The 16,222-nt window shown below is 63.8% G+C and carries 13 protein-coding genes; 5 read left to right on the top strand and 8 right to left on the bottom strand.

Annotated features, from left to right (window positions below):
- Window positions 1–97 precede the first annotated feature (97 nt).
- The gene (locus tag NKJ80_RS13055; protein WP_023750353.1) at window positions 98–1,477 is read left to right on the top strand and encodes an MFS transporter; all 1,380 of its coding nucleotides are present in this window, start codon (window positions 98–100) and stop codon (window positions 1,475–1,477) included.
- A gap of 44 nt (window positions 1,478–1,521) precedes the next feature.
- Here the strand turns inward: NKJ80_RS13055 and purH are convergent, their stop codons facing one another.
- From purH to NKJ80_RS13040, 3 genes are all read right to left on the bottom strand, one after another.
- Entirely contained in the window at window positions 1,522–3,138 is a 1,617-nt protein-coding gene (gene purH, locus NKJ80_RS13050; RefSeq protein WP_352497681.1) for a bifunctional phosphoribosylaminoimidazolecarboxamide formyltransferase/IMP cyclohydrolase, read from the bottom strand.
- Between the two features lie 106 nt (window positions 3,139–3,244).
- Window positions 3,245–4,969, bottom strand: coding sequence for a heparinase II/III family protein (locus NKJ80_RS13045; protein WP_352497680.1), 1,725 nt, complete (start codon window positions 4,967–4,969; stop codon window positions 3,245–3,247).
- Between the two features lie 217 nt (window positions 4,970–5,186).
- Window positions 5,187–6,044, bottom strand: coding sequence for a helix-turn-helix transcriptional regulator (locus NKJ80_RS13040; RefSeq protein ID WP_488473620.1), 858 nt, complete (start codon window positions 6,042–6,044; stop codon window positions 5,187–5,189).
- A 78-nt stretch (window positions 6,045–6,122) separates the two neighbouring features.
- On the opposite strand from NKJ80_RS13040, the gene NKJ80_RS13035 reads away from it, so the two are divergent.
- Window positions 6,123–7,055, top strand: coding sequence for a phytanoyl-CoA dioxygenase family protein (locus NKJ80_RS13035; protein ID WP_502902201.1), 933 nt, complete (start codon window positions 6,123–6,125; stop codon window positions 7,053–7,055).
- 19 nt (window positions 7,056–7,074) lie between these two features.
- Here the strand turns inward: NKJ80_RS13035 and NKJ80_RS13030 are convergent, their stop codons facing one another.
- Complete coding sequence (locus tag NKJ80_RS13030; RefSeq protein WP_352497678.1) at window positions 7,075–8,460, bottom strand: RsmB/NOP family class I SAM-dependent RNA methyltransferase; 1,386 nt, start codon at window positions 8,458–8,460, stop codon at window positions 7,075–7,077.
- Window positions 8,451–9,476, bottom strand: coding sequence for a zinc metalloprotease HtpX (htpX, locus tag NKJ80_RS13025; RefSeq protein WP_023700198.1), 1,026 nt, complete (start codon window positions 9,474–9,476; stop codon window positions 8,451–8,453). Before htpX ends, NKJ80_RS13030 begins: the two co-directional genes overlap by 10 nt.
- Window positions 9,477–9,581: 105 nt before the next feature.
- Between htpX and NKJ80_RS13020 the strand changes: the two genes are divergently transcribed.
- Window positions 9,582–9,788, top strand: a complete 207-nt coding sequence (locus NKJ80_RS13020) for a DUF1674 domain-containing protein (RefSeq protein ID WP_023688862.1) — start codon at window positions 9,582–9,584, stop codon at window positions 9,786–9,788.
- 101 nt (window positions 9,789–9,889) lie between these two features.
- Here the strand turns inward: NKJ80_RS13020 and NKJ80_RS13015 are convergent, their stop codons facing one another.
- Window positions 9,890–10,555 carry an HAD-IA family hydrolase gene (locus tag NKJ80_RS13015; protein WP_352497677.1) on the bottom strand — a complete coding sequence of 222 codons (666 nt, stop codon included), beginning with the start codon at window positions 10,553–10,555 and terminating at the stop codon, window positions 9,890–9,892.
- A gap of 180 nt (window positions 10,556–10,735) precedes the next feature.
- Between NKJ80_RS13015 and NKJ80_RS13010 the strand changes: the two genes are divergently transcribed.
- Both NKJ80_RS13010 and NKJ80_RS13005 read left to right on the top strand, forming a co-directional pair.
- Complete coding sequence (locus tag NKJ80_RS13010; protein WP_023700201.1) at window positions 10,736–11,605, top strand: transglutaminase-like domain-containing protein; 870 nt, start codon at window positions 10,736–10,738, stop codon at window positions 11,603–11,605.
- A 387-nt stretch (window positions 11,606–11,992) separates the two neighbouring features.
- Entirely contained in the window at window positions 11,993–13,261 is a 1,269-nt protein-coding gene (locus NKJ80_RS13005) for a class I SAM-dependent methyltransferase (RefSeq protein WP_352497676.1), read from the top strand.
- 67 nt (window positions 13,262–13,328) lie between these two features.
- Here the strand turns inward: NKJ80_RS13005 and NKJ80_RS13000 are convergent, their stop codons facing one another.
- Window positions 13,329–14,066, bottom strand: a complete 738-nt coding sequence (locus NKJ80_RS13000) for an MOSC domain-containing protein (protein WP_352497675.1) — start codon at window positions 14,064–14,066, stop codon at window positions 13,329–13,331.
- 9 nt (window positions 14,067–14,075) lie between these two features.
- Window positions 14,076–16,031, bottom strand: a complete 1,956-nt coding sequence (acs, locus tag NKJ80_RS12995) for an acetate--CoA ligase (protein WP_023693191.1) — start codon at window positions 16,029–16,031, stop codon at window positions 14,076–14,078.
- Between the last annotated feature and the right edge of the window lie 191 nt (window positions 16,032–16,222).

The raw sequence follows: 16,222 nt of genomic DNA, 5'->3' as shown, positions 1-16,222 counted from the left end.
GCAGGTGAGGGGCAGCGCGAATCTTTGGCGGTTTGCATGAGCATTCGAAACATGCAGACATGGCATCCGACAAGCGCGGTGTCCCGGGGGAATCATCATGGCGGCGGTAGAAACAGTGCAGCGGGCATCCGGGCACGGCATCTGGGGATGGATGTTCTTCGACTGGGCGGCGCAGCCGTTTTTCACCGTCGTCACCACCTTCATCTTCGGGCCTTATTTCGTCTCGCGCATGGCGAGCGATCCGGTCTCAGGCCAGGCGGCCTGGGGCTACGGCATCGCTGTTGCGGGCCTGGTCATTGCCGTGCTGTCTCCCATCCTCGGCTCGATTGCCGACCAGACCGGGCCGCGCAAGCCGTGGATTGCGTTCTTCGCCTCGATCAAGATCATCAGCCTTTGCCTGCTATGGTTCGCCGCTCCCGGCTCGAACCTTTTCCTGGTGGTGCTGTTCTTTTCTCTCGCTTCGGTCGCGGCGGAATTCTCGACCGTGTTCAACGATTCGATGATGCCGCGCCTGGTGCCGAAGAGCGAGATCGGCCACGTCTCCAACATTGCCTGGGGACTTGGTTATCTCGGCGGCATGATCGCGCTGATCTTTGTTGTCGCCTGTCTTGCGGGTTCGCCGGAGACCGGCAAGACGATCATCGGCATCGACCCGCTCTTTGGGCTCGACCCGAAACTCGGCGAGGACGCGCGCGCCACCGGGCCGCTGTCGGCCGGCTGGTATTTCCTGTTCATCCTGCCGATGTTCTTCTTTACGCCGGACGCCATCAAGGGGATTCCGATCGGGCCCGCGGTGCGCGAGGGGCTGTCGGAACTGAAGTCGACGCTGACTGAAGTGCGCCGGCGCAAAGGCATCTTCCGCTTCCTTGTCGCCCGCATGATTTATCAGGACGGCGTCAATGCGCTGCTCGCTTTGGGCGGCACCTTTGCGGCAGCGATGTTCCACTGGTCGATCACTGAGATCGGCATGTTCGGCATTATCCTCAACGTCGTCGCCATCGTCGGCTGCCTGGTTGCCGCATGGCTGGACACCGCGCTTGGCTCCAAGACCATCGTGATGATTTCGCTCGTCCTGCTCAGCATCGCCACCATCGGCATCGTTTCGACCGGGCCAGGCTACACATTGTTCGGCGCCTGGATGATGCCGGGAGCCGATAGTGGCGGCCTGTTCGGCACGGCGGCGGAAAAGGCCTACATTTTCTATGGCCTGTTAATCGGGCTGGCGTTCGGACCGGTGCAGGCGTCGTCACGCTCCTACATGGCGCGCAGCGTGACCGCAGCCGAATCCGGCCGCTATTTCGGCATCTATGCGCTGGCCGGAAGGGCCACGAGTTTCCTGGCGCCGTTCATGGTGGCGTCGATCACGCTCGCCAGCGGCTCGGCGCGGCTCGGCATGGCGGCCATCGTGCTGTTCCTGGGCGTTGGGATCGCGATATTGATCTGGACGCCGTACCCGGCGGATCAGCCGGTGGAATAGCGCCGCACTTTTCCTTCTCCCCTTGTGGGAAAAGGCAGAGGCGCTCAATGCCTGAAATGCCTCACGCCGGTAAACACCATAGCAATGCCATGCGCGTCGGCAGCGGCGATAACGTCGTCGTCGCGCATCGAGCCGCCGGGCTGGATCACCGCCGTGGCGCCGGCTTCGATGGCTGAGATCAGCCCGTCGGCGAAAGGGAAGAAAGCGTCGGAGGCGACCACCGAGCCCTTGGTCAACGGCTCCGCGAGGCCAGCTGCTTCCGCCGCGTCGAGGGCCTTGCGGGCGGCGATGCGCGAGGAATCGACGCGGCTCATCTGGCCGGCGCCGATGCCGACGGTAGCGCCGTCTTTTGCATAGACGATGGCGTTCGACTTGACGTGCTTGGCGATGCGGAAAGCGAATTTGAGGTCGGCCATCTCGGCCGCACTCGGTGCGCGCTTGGTCACCACCTTGAGCTCGAGATCGTCGACCACCGCGATGTCGCGGCCCTGGACGAGCATGCCGCCGGCGACGGATTTCACAGTGATGCCGCCGGCGTGCGGATCGGGCAGACCGCCGGTGACCAGCAGTCGCAAATTCTTTTTGGCGGCGATGATGCGGACAGCGTCCTCCGACGCGTTCGGCGCGATGATCACCTCGGTGAAGGTTTTTACGATCTCCTGCGCCGCTTCCGCATCGAGGATGCGGTTCATGGCGACGATACCGCCAAAGGCCGAAACCGGGTCGCAGGCCAGCGCTCTCGCATAGGCAGCAGCCAGCGAAGCGTCCTCGGCGACGCCGCACGGGTTGGCGTGCTTGATGATGGCAACGGCGGCGCAGCGGTTGGGGTCGAACTCGCCCACCAGCTCGAAGGCGGCATCGGTGTCGTTGATGTTGTTGTAGGACAGCTGCTTGCCCTGCAACTGGCGAGCCGTGGCGACCCCCGGCCGCTTGTCGCCATTGACATAGAAGCCGGCGCTCTGATGCGGGTTCTCGCCATAGCGCATGACACTTTCCAGCCTGCCCCCGAAGGCGCGCCAGGTCGGATGCTCGATCTCCAGCGTTTCGGCGAACCAGCCGGAGATCGCCGCATCGTAGCTGGCGGTGCGGGCAAAGGCCTTGGCCGCCAGCTTCTGGCGGAAATCCAGCGACAGCGAGCCGATGTTCATCTCTAGCGCGTTCAGCACCGAGGCATAATCGCCGGGATCGGTGACGATGGCGACATAGGCATGGTTCTTGGCCGAGGCGCGGATCATCGCCGGGCCGCCAATGTCGATGTTCTCGACAACAGCGGCATAGTCGGCGCCGGAGCGGCGGACCTCCTCGAACGGGTAGAGATTGCAGACGAGCAGATCGATCGGCTCGATGCCGTGATCGTGCATCGCCTTGGCGTGTTCGGGATCGTCGCGCACGCCGAGCAGTGCGCCATGCACCGACGGGTGCAGCGTCTTGACGCGGCCGTCCATGATCTCGGGAAAGCCTGTCAGTTCCGAGACGTCACGCACCGCCAGCCCCGCCTCGGCGATCGCCTTTGCCGTACCTCCGGTCGAGACCAGCTCGACGCCGGCCGCGACCAGCCCTTTGGCGAAGTCGGTCAGGCCGGTCTTGTCGAAGACGGAAAGCAGGGCGCGGCGGACCGGAAGGAGGTCGGGTGCCGGAATGTTCTTGGCGGCGACGGCCATGGGCTGGCGGCCTTTCAGGGCTGATTGGAGAGCGTTGCCGGGCCGTAGCACATGAGGTCAGGAAATCAAGCCGGAAGCTCGATCAAGCCGGCGCCGGCAACGACGCTCAGCTGTTCTCGGGATAGCCGGCGATGCCGGTGCGCGTGAGCTGCCAATGCACCTCGGCGATCTCCGAGGCCTTGAAGGCGAGCACGATCTGGCGGCTGCGGCGCGGGCCGCCAAGGCCGGCGAAATAGATCGATTCCTCGACCTCCGGCACCACTTCGGTGCAGGTGAACACCCAGGTGTCGGCCTGGTCGGCGGTCAGCACCAGGCGGTCATGCTCGTCCTGCAAAAGGTTGATATCAGGGTGGATGTGGAAGCGCACCACGACGAAGTCGCGGCCATTGTTGCGGATCGCCGCACCGCCCGGGCGGAGGAAGCGATCCCTGCCGGCGAGCACATTGCCCTCGCTCGACAGTTTCAGCTCGCGCTCATGCAGGAAGCCAAAGCGCTGCATATAGCCGTCATGGCGGGCGATGAAGCCTTGCGTGCCCTTCTGGTCGATGCGCTTGCAAGGCACATGCTGCGGGCCGCCGAGCAAGGGTGAGCCGAGCAGGTCGTTGACGCGCAGCGAATGGGAAAACCGCGCCGACGAGGTGTCGTTGATGGTGGCGGTCGAATGCGCCGCGGTGGCACGGGCCAGCGGCCGGAACTCGGCAGCGCCATAGGTGTCGATGCCGGCATTGACGATATAATGCTGGCGACCGGACGAGAGTTCGAAGGCCAGGCACCCGGCATGCGCGGCGTTGGACACATCGACGGCCGGCGACGGGCCGGTATCGGCAATCACCGTAACGCCGCCCATACACAGCCGCTCATAGCCGGAATGCGGCGCGTGCAGCAGCGGCGCGCCGGCGGTGTCGTCGTGGCGCAAGATGGTGGCAATGCGGTCGTGGATGGTCGCGCCCATGCCGTTGAAGCGGGCCAGGCTGCCATCCTGATGGCGGAAGAAACGGAGCGCCGGCAGCATGCGGTCGATGGCGCCCATCAGGGCTGCCGGTGGCGTTTCGGCCTGATTGGCATACGTCTGGCGCAGCGGCAGGAGATCGGCGAGCAGTTCGAGCACCGCCATCGGGTTGCGCGAAATATGGCCGCCGTCGGGAAGGATCTGGCGGTCGAGTTCTTCCGCCAGGCTGCGGGTGGCGCCGCGCAGTGCCGAGGCCGGCGCCGGCAGCGACAGCGCGGCGAAGGCAAGCGCGATACGAGCGCGCAGCCTGTCCTTGCCGTCCGGCATCTCGCGCGCCATCGAGCGGAGATAGCGGATCTGCACGGCGAGCGATTTCAGGAAGGCGCGATAGAACGGAAATTCGGCCCCTTGTAGGACAACCGAGGAGTGTTGCAACCAGGCAATGACTCGCTTGGCGGTGGTGCCGGGCTCCCAGGCTATGCCGGAAATCTGGTTGCCATGCATGGCGATCCAGTCGGAGACAAGCGCGCGTGCATTGGCGGCGGCCAGCTCGGTGCCGGCGGCGCGCATATGGCGCAGCCAACGGAAGCCGTGCAGCGTCTTCACCCAGCCGCGATTGGCGACATCGATCTGGAATGGCGATTTGCCGCCGGTCTCGACCAGATGTCCCGACAGCGGATAGCGGCCATAGTAGATCTCGAGCGCGATCTGCGGATCGGCGAGCCTGAGGTCGGGCGGTGCAATCAGGACGCGTTCGGGCGTGCGCCCGGAATAGCGCCAGCGATAAACTGGCCCCGCGCGAAGGCGCCGGCGCGTCTTGCGCCAAAACTCCTTAGCGACAAGCGTCCACAGACGTGTCGTGCTGCCGGCAGCCAGTGCCAAAACCCCTCCTCGTCGCCTGGAGATAGAGCATGCTGTCGCCCGAAAACCGCGTCACACTTTTCGGCATCATGTTCCGGTACCCCAGCACAAGCTTATATGATTCAAGAACTTATGCGAAGTCGAATTCCGCCGACGTGAAGCGCCTCACGCTGCCGGCCACCGACCCACCCCGAAAAAAGTCAAGCGCTTCGCGGGTTTAAGCCCGGCAATCCTGCACTCACTTGCGGTTGTGGCGAGACCGAAATTCGCTGGGCGAACAGTTTTCGCGGTCGCGAAACAGACGGGAGAAATAGAAGGCGTCGTGGATGCCGACGGCGGCCGCAATGGACTCGATGGGCGAATCGGAGGCGGCCAGCATCTGTTTGGCGCGGTCGAGCCTCGTGCGCAGTTGGAAGGCCTTGGGCGACATGCCGGCTGCCCGCGCAAATCTGCGCCGCAAGGTTGCCGGCGACATCGAGAATTTCGCGGCGAAGGCATCGAGATCGACCGGGTCGCACGCGCAGCGGCGCAATTCGTCGACGATGGGCTGCATGTCGGCGGCATCCTGGAGGCTGTGGTTTCGTTGACGGCTGTTCCAATCCATTGCCTGGCGGGCAGCACGCACGACGATGCGATGCATCGTGGCGGCGGCTTCTGCCTGGCTCAGCATCGTATCGAGCGACAGCTCACCATGCAGCCTGTCGAACAGCCGCTGCATTTTGCCGAGGTCGCGCAAGGGGACGACAGGGGCGTCCTCGGCAATCAGCCGCAGCCGGGTGAAATCGCGTATCAAGGCGCCGTCGAAGAGCGCCCAGCGTTCGAGCCAGCCCGATGCGTCCGGCCCGTAGGAATGCATCCTCCCGGGAAGCAGCCAGAACAGGGCCGGCGCTTGGATCGTCTGCATGCCGGCAGTCCTGGTTTCAAGCCAGCCTTGACCGTTCTCAATCAGCACCACGGCGAATTCCGGCAATTTGCGCGCTTGGATCGCCTGCGTGACGCGATGCCGACCAATCCCTGTAACCGACAGGCCGCCGGCCGCGGCCGGTGCGGATCTGTAGAGTGCGTAAGAGAGATCGTTCATGAGCGAAAAGTCCATGGCTTCGTTCCGTCCATGGGCGAGTGTGCAAACAGTATGGCATTTCCAGCTAAGGATGGAAAATCGCAGGTGGCTGAAATGTCTAGCTCAACAGGTGGCATGCAACGACGGAGTCCTGTTGCGTCAATCGATCTGAACGCCAACGGCATGACATTATCGATGGCGCCGAACCGGTTGGGTCATCTCGTGCCGACCGACGCCGGGATCGGCATCGATGCCATTCGAGGCCTCCTTGCCGAGCAAGGCTATGTCTGGCTGAAAGGTATGCTGCCGCGCCGCGACGTCATGGATTTTCGCGGCTGGGTGTTTTCGTATCTGGCCGACACCGGCTTGCTGCAGCCCGGGTCCGATCCCGCGCTTGGCCTGGCGGCCGGCACGTTCGACCGTCAGCTCGCCGATCGCCGGTTGATGGCGCTGGTTCGCTCCACCGCCTATGAAGGGTTCTGCGCACAGCCCCTGATGGCTCGGCTAATGGATGGGTTTGTCGGCGGGCTGTCCTATTTGCACAAGCGCAAGATCATGCGTTTCACCCAACCGGGCTCCACTGTGGCGACGCCGGCGCATTACGACCTCGTCTATCTGCGCGGCGGCACTAGCCGCATCGTCACTGCCTGGATCCCGATCGGCGACGTTCCCGTCGACATGGGCGGCCTGGTCTATCTCGAGGGATCGCACGCCATCGGCCTCGACATGGAGGCCCGGTTCGCCAGGGACAATGCCGGGCTGAGCCCGCAGGAGCGCATCAGCGCCTACAACAGGAACATGAGCGAGGGCGGCTGGGTGTCGAAGGACCTGCCCGACATGGCGGAGCGGTTCGATACACGCTGGCTGATCGCGGATTTCGAGGCCGGCGATGTCGTCCTCCACTCGCCCTACATGATCCACGCCTCGACAACCAACCAGAGCGCGGAGGGGCGTATCCGGCTCTCCACCGATATCCGCTACCAGAATATCGATGATGAGATCGATGCAAGGTGGGGGAAGCACTGGTCCTTGGACGACATGCTTTAGGCATGTCGTCGCGTCGGAGTCAGGCCAGTCGTCGCATGCGGGCGGCGAAGAAGCCGTCCAGGCCGGAAACCCCTGGCGAACCAAGGTCAAGATCGGCGGGTGTGGTGCGCAGCGTGCCTTGCGGGGTCAGGAAGGCGTCGATGCCGGCGATTTCGCCGGGCTGCAGCGGATCGTCGGCGACGGTCTTGCTGCCGGCCAGAAAGGCGCGATACAGATCCTCGCCTTCGATCGGGTCCAGCGAACAGTTGGAAAAAACAATCCGGCCGCCCGGTTTGACCAAAGTGACGGCGCGGGCGAGCAGCTTTGCTTGCAGATCGGCTAGCTTTTCGACGTCGGCTGCCGTCTTGGTCCATGGCACGTCCGGGTGGCGCCGAACCGTGCCGGTGGAAGAGCAGGGCGCGTCGAGCAGGACGGCATCGAAAAGCTCCGCCGGCTGGTATTTCAGCAGATCGGCCTGCACGATCTCGGCGGACAGCCCAAGCCGTTCGAGGTTCTGCGTCAGCCGCGCCAGCCGGTTCTTCGAGGTGTCCAAGGCGGTGACTTTGGCGCCGGCAAGGATAAGCTGAGCGGTCTTGCCGCCGGGGGCGGCGCAGAGGTCGGCGACGCGTAATCCTTTGACATCGCCGAACAGCCGCGCCGGAAAACTGGCGGCGGCGTCCTGGACCCACCATGCGCCTTCGCTGAAGCCCGGCAGTTCGGTGACGGAGGCGCTGAGCTTTTCCACTCGCACCGTGCCGGTCGGCAGCACGATGCCGCCGAGCTTTTCGGCCCACAGTTCGGGATCGGCCTTGACCGTGAAATCGACCGGCGCCTCAACGCGATGCGCCGCCAGGATCTGTCTGGTCATCTCGGCGCCATAGGCGGCCTTCAGCCGGTCGGAGAACCATTTTGGCGCCTCGTCGGTGGCGGCAAGAGCTGCCGGCAGTTCGGTCTCCTTGGCCCGCACCAAAGTGCGCAGCACGCCGTTAACGAGGCCGGAAAAGCGCTGCGTGCGTGGGTCCGACTTGGCGTGGGTCACAGCCAAATCGACGGCGGCGCTGTCGGGGATGTCGAGGAACAGGATCTGCGCCGCCGCAACATGCAGGATGTGCGACAGCGCTGTGGCGTTGGGCGGCAGCGGCTTTTCAAGGCGGCGGGCGAGGAGCCCGGCAATGGTCATGCGGTAGCGCAGCGCGGTTACCAGTATGGCGCGCACCAGGCCGCGGTCGCGCAAGTCGAGCACCTTGTATTGCGGATGGCCGTTCTCGTGGTCCGTCAGCCCGTCGAGCGGCGTTTTGGCGTCGATAACGGCGGCCAGCAGCCGCGCCGCGGCCTTGCGCGCGGCGAGGCCGGCGACGAATTCGTCCGAGCTGTTTTCGCGATCGCCTGAATGTGCGGGCCGGGATCTGGCGCCGCTCACGACCACGGACCTTTGGGTCCGGTCGGATTGCGGCCCCACGGATTGGCTTTCGGCTTGGCCGGTTTGGTCGGCTGCGTGGGGCGTGCTGCCTTGCCCCACGGACCTTGCTCGGCATCGGCCGGCAATTCTTCGATCGGCTCTGGCGTCGGCGCCTGGCGCGGCGCCGGCTGGCGGCCTGCCATGTCGCGCGCCATCGCCTGCAGCGCGGCGATGCGGTTGTCGGTGTTCGGGTGGGTCGAAAACAGGCTGTCCATTCGCTCGCCGTGAAGAGGATTAATGATGAAGAGATGCGCGGTCGCGGGATTGCGTTCGGCATCCGGGTTGCGGATGCGTTCGGCGCCGCGGGCGATCTTGTCAAGCGCTGATGCCAGCCAAAGCGGATTTCCAACGATTTCGGCGCCGCGCCGGTCGGCCTCGTATTCGCGGGTGCGGCTGACCGCCATCTGCACGATCATGGCGGCGAAGGGCGCGACCAGCATCGCCACCAGCACGCCGACAAAGCCGAACGGGTTGTTGTTGTCGCGGCTGCCGCCGAAGAAGAAGGCGAAATTGCCGAGCATCGAGATGGCGCCGGCGAGTGTCGCGACAATGGTCATGGTCAGCGTGTCTCGATGCTGGATGTGGGCCAGCTCATGCGCCATGACTGCCGCCACCTCCTCATGCGACAGGCGCTCCAGCAGCCCGGTCGAGGCCGCGACCGCGGCGTTCTCGGGATTGCGGCCGGTGGCGAAGGCGTTCGGCTGCGGATTGTCGATCAGATAGGTCTTGGGCATCGGCAGGCCGGCCTGCTTGGCCAACGCCTCGACGATGGCGTGGAATTCGGGCGCGTTCTTCGCGTTGACCTCGACGGCGCGGTTCATCGACAGCACCATCTTGTCGGCATTCCAGTAGCTGAACAGATTGGTGCCCGCGGCGACCAGGAAGGCGATCATCATGCCGCCGGTGCCGCCGATCAGAAAGCCGACGCCCATGAACAGCGCCGTCATCGCGGCCAGAAGCATGGTGGTGCGTAGCGTGCTCATCATCTGCTCCCTGTGCGGCCGTGGCAAAAAAAGGTCGATCGGGGTGAACTCATGGCTATATGATGGGAAACGCCGCCCTTCGTTTCAATCCGCCCGGACTATCGCATGACCGACCAACCCAGCAAAGCCGATGCCGACCGGGAGAAGGACCTGACGCCGGCGGCCAGCCGAGCGCTGGCTGAAGCCGAGGCGCGCCGTGAAGCGTATCGCCAGAAGGAAGCTGCGCTGCCGAAGGAAATCGGCGGCCGCGGCGGCAAGGAACCCGGCCGCTACGGCGACTGGGAAGTGAAGGGACTGGCTAGCGATTTCTAGGGGTTCAGGAACGGAAGAACTGGGGAACTGGTGAACTGAAGAGTTGAAGAAAAAGGCGCATAGCAGTCCTCCAGTCCTCCAGTCCTCCAGTCCTCCAGTCCTCAGGCCGCGCTGCGCTGTGCCCCCAGCGTCATCCAGCCGCTGTCATCGATGGCGATGGAGACGGTTTCGTAGCCGCCAATCGAGTTGTGCTGAGTCGTCATTGGATGCTGGTGAGTGGCGCTGATCACCATCACCGACGCGCCCGCTGCTTCCGCCGCCGCGATACCGGCCGGTGCGTCCTCGAAGACCAGACAGTCGGCGATATCGACGCCGAGCCGTTTTGCCGCCAGCAGAAAACAGTCGGGCGCCGGCTTGCCGTGCGACACATCCTCGGCCGCGACCACCAAGGCGGGAACCGGGATGCCGGCGGCCCGCATGCGCAGCAGCGCCAACGGGCGCGGCGCCGAGGTGACGATCGCCCAGCGCTCTGGCGGCAAAGCGTTGAGGAACGGCACGGCGCCGGCGATCGGCAGCACGCCTTCGACATCGTCCGACTCGGCCTGCAACAGCACAAACGCCTCATGAACAGGGTCGACGCCGGGAAGCGCCAGCCTGGTGATGGTCTCGACGGCCCGCACGCCGTGGATCGTCGGCAGGAAGGCTTCGACGTCGAGACCGTGCTTAAGCGCCCACGCCGCCCAGACGCGCTCGGCCGAGGCGATCGAATTGAGCACCGTGCCATCCATATCGAACAGGAACGCGGCGAATTTTCTGCCTGCAAACATCAGGTTTTCCACGGGGTTAGGGATCGTTTCGGGAGGGTCAAAACATGTCGTGCGACCGTAACGTCGCCACGCCTGCCTGGGAAGCTGCGGGAGAGCCTTTTCGATAGTTCCAGGGAACCATGGTCCCGCCTCTGGCGTTTTGAGCATACTGTTTTCCACGGGATCGAAGGGGCAATCATTGTGCTGATCCGGCTCGGCTACGAAATCGCCATTGAATGCGTCGGCGCCACGCCGGTCATCTCGCTGCTTGATATCCACAGGGATCGTCAGGCCGACATCAAACGGCAGACGCGCGTGCTGACGTCGCCTTCAGTGCCGAGCAAGGTCTATCACGATCTGTTCGGCAATACCTGCCGCCGCTTCACCGTACCCGCCGGCAGTTTCCGCATTCTCTATGACGCAGCCGTCGAGGACAGCGGCGAGCCTGACGCGGTCAACACGCTGGCCAGGGAAGTGCCGGTGGCGGAACTGCCGGACGATGTACTCGGCTACCTCCTCGGCAGCCGCTATTGCGAGACCGATCATCTGAGCAGTCTGGCCTGGCAGCTTTTCGGCCATGTTCCCTCTGGCTGGGCGCGGGTGCAGGCGATCGTCGACTATGTCCACAACCGGCTGTCCTTCGGCTATGGCTATGCGCGGTCGACGCGCACCGCGGCCCAGGCGCATGAGGAGCAGGTTGGTGTATGCCGCGACTTCGCCCATCTGGCGATCACGCTCTGCCGCTGCATGAACATCCCGGCCCGCTACGTGAACGGCTATCTCGGCGACATCGGCGTGCCGGCAGATCCGGCGCCGATGGATTTTTCAGCTTGGATGGAAGTGTTCCTCGACGGCAAATGGTATACGTTCGACCCCCGTCATAATCGTCCGAGGATAGGCCGCGTCGTCATCGCGCGCGGTCGTGATGCCACGGACGTGCCGCTGCTGCACAGCTTCGGGCCGCATCAGCTCTCGTTGTTCAAGGTCTGGACCTATGAGCAGGAAGGCAATCTGTTCAACCCGCCCTATCACGGCGTCGACAAGACCGTCAGCGCGCGGATGCTGGCGTGACCGGATTCTGATCGGCTTCGACACACAATCCGGAAATGGAAAAGGCCGCCGCTTCTTGACGAAGCCGGCGGCCTTCCGTGTTTCCGTCCGTGGCGCGGCCAATGGCGGCGACCGAGGTCACCCGCCGCGCTTATCGCGCCTTAACGGGAAGACTGCTTCCCGAAAGTGCAATCCGCTGAGGCCACGTTCTGGAAAACGAAATCACTCGACATCGGATCACCTCCTTTCGATTTGTTGAACACGTACAGATGATGGGGTGCGTTGCAGCAAAAAACAAGATGCCGATTTGAAATAGCTTGCGAGCCGCCTTTTGCGCCGGGTTGCGAAGAGCCGCGAGGGCGGGCAAAATCCATGTAAGGTGGATTGTCAGGACTCGGGAGGATTGCCATGGAGGCAGCCGAGAAGGCCGCGCGCATCGTGCGAACGGTGATCGAAACGCTGAAGCCGGGTTTTGCGGTCAAGCTGTGGACCGGCGAGCGGATCGGTCCCGCCACCGGGCCCGTGCTCACCATCAACGACCAGGACATCGTCTGGCAGGTGGTAAAGCGGCCATCACTGTCGACGCTGATCGAGATGTGGATTTCCAAGACGATAGACATCGAAGACGGGACGATTTTCGATTTTTATGCACTGCCGTCGCAAGGCAAGCTCAGGACCAAGCTCAAGTCGCTGCCGAAGCTGGCGATCCTGCGCGACCTGCCGGCGGTGCTCCTGTCACGCAAGCAGATGAGTGCACGCACCGATCTGTCGGGTCGCAACCCCTATGTCAGCGGGTCGAGCCAGGAGGCGATCCAGCATCACTACGACATTTCGAATGCCTTCTACCGGCTCTTCCTCGACGAGCGCATGGTCTACAGCTGCGGCTACTTCAAGGATTTCGCCAATGGCATCGACCAGGCGCAGGCCGACAAGCTCGACCATATCTGCCGCAAGCTGCGGCTGAAGCCGGGCGAAAAGCTGCTCGACATCGGCTGCGGCTGGGGCGCCATGCTGATCCACGCGGCCAAAAATTATGGCGTCGTCGGCCATGGCGTGTCGCTGTCGCAGGCGCAGACCGATCTCGCCCGCGAGCGCATCCGCACCGAAGGGCTGCAGGACCGCATCACCATCGAGATCAAATCCTATGCGGAACTCAAAGGCTCCTTCGACAAGATATCGTCGATCGGCATGTTCGAGCATCTCGGGCTCGCCAACCACGCCACCTATTTCAAGACCATCCATCGCTTGCTGAAGCCCGGCGGCATCTATCTGCACCACGCCATCACCAGGCGCAGCAAGGGCGACTTGAAGAAAACCTTGCGCAAGGGGCCGGAGTTCAAGGCGCTGCTCAAATACATTTTCCCAGGCGGCGAACTCGACACGATCGGCATGACGCTGGGCAATCTGGAGGCGCATGGCTTCCTGGTCTACGACGTCGAGAATCTGCGCGAGCACTATGCGCGCACCTGCCGGCTGTGGGCCGAGCGGCTGCAGGCTCGCTTCGACGAGGCGGTCGCCGAAGTCGGCGAGGCCAAGGCACGGCTGTGGCTGCTTTATCTCACCGGCTGCTCGATCACCTTCGAGCGCGCCTCGGCGCAGATTTTTCAGACCGTCGTCACCAAACGCGCACGCGGCCCGAGCGGGCTGCCGCCGACACGGGCGGATCTGTATCGGTAGGGATAAGGATTCGGGGCCGAACCCCACGCTTTCCAAGGTCTGCGATTCGCTGCCTCGCGGTAGAGGCCTACACGAACCGCATCGGCGCGCCGATCTCGACGCGGGCCGGCCTGTCCACAGTGCAATAGACGCCAAGATTGTGCGCGTTGTGGCGGACCAGATTGCGCAGGATGCCGGGATCGTGGTCGAAGCCGTCCTGGCTGATGATGGTGAAGCCGCAGCGGCGGCACGGCTCCGAGACGGTCACCAGCAGATCGCCGATGGCGAGCTTGCGGCCAATCCATTCGGTCTCGGGAAACGAGCCTTTGACCGCCGCCATGTCGACGACGATGTTGGGGCGGAAGCGGCGCGGATCGGGAATGCCTTCGGGGTGCAGCGCCTTGAGCCGCGCCAGCGATGCGGTGGTCAAGAGATGGATCGGCGCTTTGCGGTAGCGCGCCGCGGTGAGCGGGCCGGTGTAGCCGGGAGCGTTGTCCTGGCTGAACGGCCTGATCGAGGCGGCGAAGCCGAGATAGGCCGAGACGGCGCTGTCGCATTCCACACCCGGCACTGCCAGCCAGTCGCCGTCGGGAACGGCGATCTCCAGCTTGCGGTCCTTGCTCAGCCGGGTGCGGATGCGCGGCACCTTGTGCCACTTGGCGTCGCGGTCGGGCCGCGCGATCTCATTGTCCGAGACATCGACAAGGCCGAACAGCCGGTCGCCGTCGATGGTTTCAAGGCCGACCGAAATGGCGTACTGGCGTTCGCCGGCAAGCGAACTTGCGGGGTAACGCCAGAGCTCCGTGACTGCGCCCAGTGCAGCCATCAAATCCCCTCAGCCCTTCTTGTTCTGGCGGTTGGCGATCAGATCATCGACCACGGCCGGATCGGCCAGTGTCGAGGTATCGCCGAGCGCGGAAAAATCGTCCTCGGCGATCTTGCGCAGGATACGGCGCATGATCTTGCCGGAGCGGGTTTTCGGCAGTCCGGGCGCGAACTGCAGCTTGTCGGGCGAGGCGATGGCGCCGATCTCCTTGCGGACATGGGCCACGAGCTCCTTGCGCAGTTCCTCGCTCGGCTCCACGCCTTTCATCAAGGTAACGTAGCTGTAGATGCCCTGGCCCTTGATGTCGTGGGGATAGCCGACGACAGCTGCTTCCGACACCTTCTCATGGCTGACGAGCGCCGATTCGACCTCGGCCGTTCCCATGCGGTGGCCGGAAACGTTGATGACGTCGTCGACGCGGCCGGTGATCCAGTAATAGCCATCGGCGTCGCGGCGACAGCCGTCACCGGTGAAGTATTTGCCCTTGTAGGTGGAGAAATAGGTCTGCACGAAGCGGTCATGATCGCCATAGACGGTGCGCATCTGGCCGGGCCAGGAATCGGCGATGCAGAGATTGCCGTCGGCCGCCCCTTCCAGCACCCTACCTTCGCCGTCGACCAGCTGCGGCCTGATGCCGAAGAAGGGCCGCGTCGCCGAACCAGCCTTGAGGTCGGTGGCGCCGGGCAGCGGCGTGATCAGGATGCCGCCGGTCTCGGTCTGCCACCATGTGTCGACGATCGGCACCTTGCCGTTGCCGACGATGTTGAAATACCACTCCCAGGCTTCCGGATTGATCGGTTCGCCGACTGAGCCCAGCACGCGCAGCGACTTGCGCGAGGTCTTCTTCACCGGTTCGTCGCCGGCGCCCATCAGCGCGCGCAGTGCCGTCGGCGCAGTGTAGAAGATGTTGACCTTGTGCTTGTCGATGACTTCCCAGAAGCGCGACTGCGAGGGGTAATTCGGCACGCCCTCGAACATCAGCGTGGTGGCGCCGTTGGCGAGCGGGCCATAGACGATGTAGCTGTGGCCGGTGACCCAACCGACATCGGCGGTGCACCAGTAGATATCGCCATCATGGTAGTCGAAGACATATTGGTGGGTCATCGAGACATAGACGAGATAGCCGGCGGTGGTGTGCAGCACGCCCTTCGGCTTGCCGGTCGAGCCTGAGGTATAGAGGATGAACAGCGGATCCTCGGCCTTCATCTTCTCCGGCTTGCAGTCGCCTTTCACCGTGGCGATCTCGTCATGGTACCAGATGTCGCGTCCCTGAACCCAGCCGGTCTTGCCGCCGGTGCGGCGCACGACGACCACCTTATCGACCTTGGTGCCGGCCTTGGCGGCGATTTCGATCGCTCTGTCGGTGTTTTCCTTCAGCGGGATCGGCTTGCCGCCGCGCAGGCCCTCGTCGGCCGTGATGACGAAGGTCGACTTGCAGTCATCGATGCGGCCGGCCAGCGCGTCCGGTGAAAAGCCGCCGAAGACGATCGAGTGGATGGCGCCGATGCGGGTGCAAGCCAGCATCGCGTAGGCCGCTTCCGGGATCATCGGCATGTAGATGGTGACGCGGTCGCCCTTCCTGACGCCGTGCTTCTTCATCACATTGGCGAGCCGGCAGACATGCTCGTAGAGCTCGTTATAGGTGATCTTCTTGTCGTCGTAGGGATTGTCGCCTTCCCAGATGATGGCTGTCTGGTTGCCGCGCTTCTTCAAATGGCGGTCGATGCAGTTGTAGGAGACGTTGGTTTCGCCGTCCTCGAACCATTTGATCGAGACCTTGCCCTCGAAGGAGGTGTTCTTGACCTTGCTGAACGGCTTGAACCAGTCGATGCGCTTGCCGTGCTTGCCCCAGAACTTGTCCGGATTCTTCACGCTGTCAGCATACCATTTGAGGTAGGTGTCATTGTCGATCAGCGCATTCTTCTTCCACGCCGGCTGGACGCGGTGGATCTTCACCTCGGACATGTCTTCACTTTCCTCCCAAACCACCCCGCCGGCTTGACCACAGCCAGGATCACGGCGACGCAGCCGCGAATTCGGCGGCATTATTAACAGTTCCGCGCTGACGGCAACATTAGACGTTGGATTCGCGTGGCGGGATGCCGCAGCTCCCGTCTCGGTTGTATCAGCACTCGGCAGCGGTCGCTGCTAACTGC

The organism is Mesorhizobium sp. M0030 (assembly GCF_040323695.1).
Lineage (GTDB): Bacteria > Pseudomonadota > Alphaproteobacteria > Rhizobiales > Rhizobiaceae > Mesorhizobium.
The sequence above is the reverse complement of the archived record's forward strand: the minus strand, read 5'-3'. Positions and strand labels throughout refer to the sequence as shown.

Coding starts and splice junctions, on each gene's coding strand:
- NKJ80_RS13055 (WP_023750353.1), top strand. CDS start 98: ATGGCGGCGGTAGAAACAGTGCAGCGGGCATCCGGGCACGGCATCTGG.
- purH (WP_352497681.1), bottom strand. CDS start 3,138: ATGGCCGTCGCCGCCAAGAACATTCCGGCACCCGACCTCCTTCCGGTC.
- NKJ80_RS13040 (WP_488473620.1), bottom strand. CDS start 6,044: ATGGACTTTTCGCTCATGAACGATCTCTCTTACGCACTCTACAGATCC.
- NKJ80_RS13035 (WP_502902201.1), top strand. CDS start 6,123: ATGTCTAGCTCAACAGGTGGCATGCAACGACGGAGTCCTGTTGCGTCA.
- htpX (WP_023700198.1), bottom strand. CDS start 9,476: ATGAGCACGCTACGCACCACCATGCTTCTGGCCGCGATGACGGCGCTG.
- NKJ80_RS13020 (WP_023688862.1), top strand. CDS start 9,582: ATGACCGACCAACCCAGCAAAGCCGATGCCGACCGGGAGAAGGACCTG.
- NKJ80_RS13015 (WP_352497677.1), bottom strand. CDS start 10,555: ATGTTTGCAGGCAGAAAATTCGCCGCGTTCCTGTTCGATATGGATGGC.
- NKJ80_RS13005 (WP_352497676.1), top strand. CDS start 11,993: ATGGAGGCAGCCGAGAAGGCCGCGCGCATCGTGCGAACGGTGATCGAA.
- NKJ80_RS13000 (WP_352497675.1), bottom strand. CDS start 14,066: ATGGCTGCACTGGGCGCAGTCACGGAGCTCTGGCGTTACCCCGCAAGT.
- acs (WP_023693191.1), bottom strand. CDS start 16,031: ATGTCCGAGGTGAAGATCCACCGCGTCCAGCCGGCGTGGAAGAAGAAT.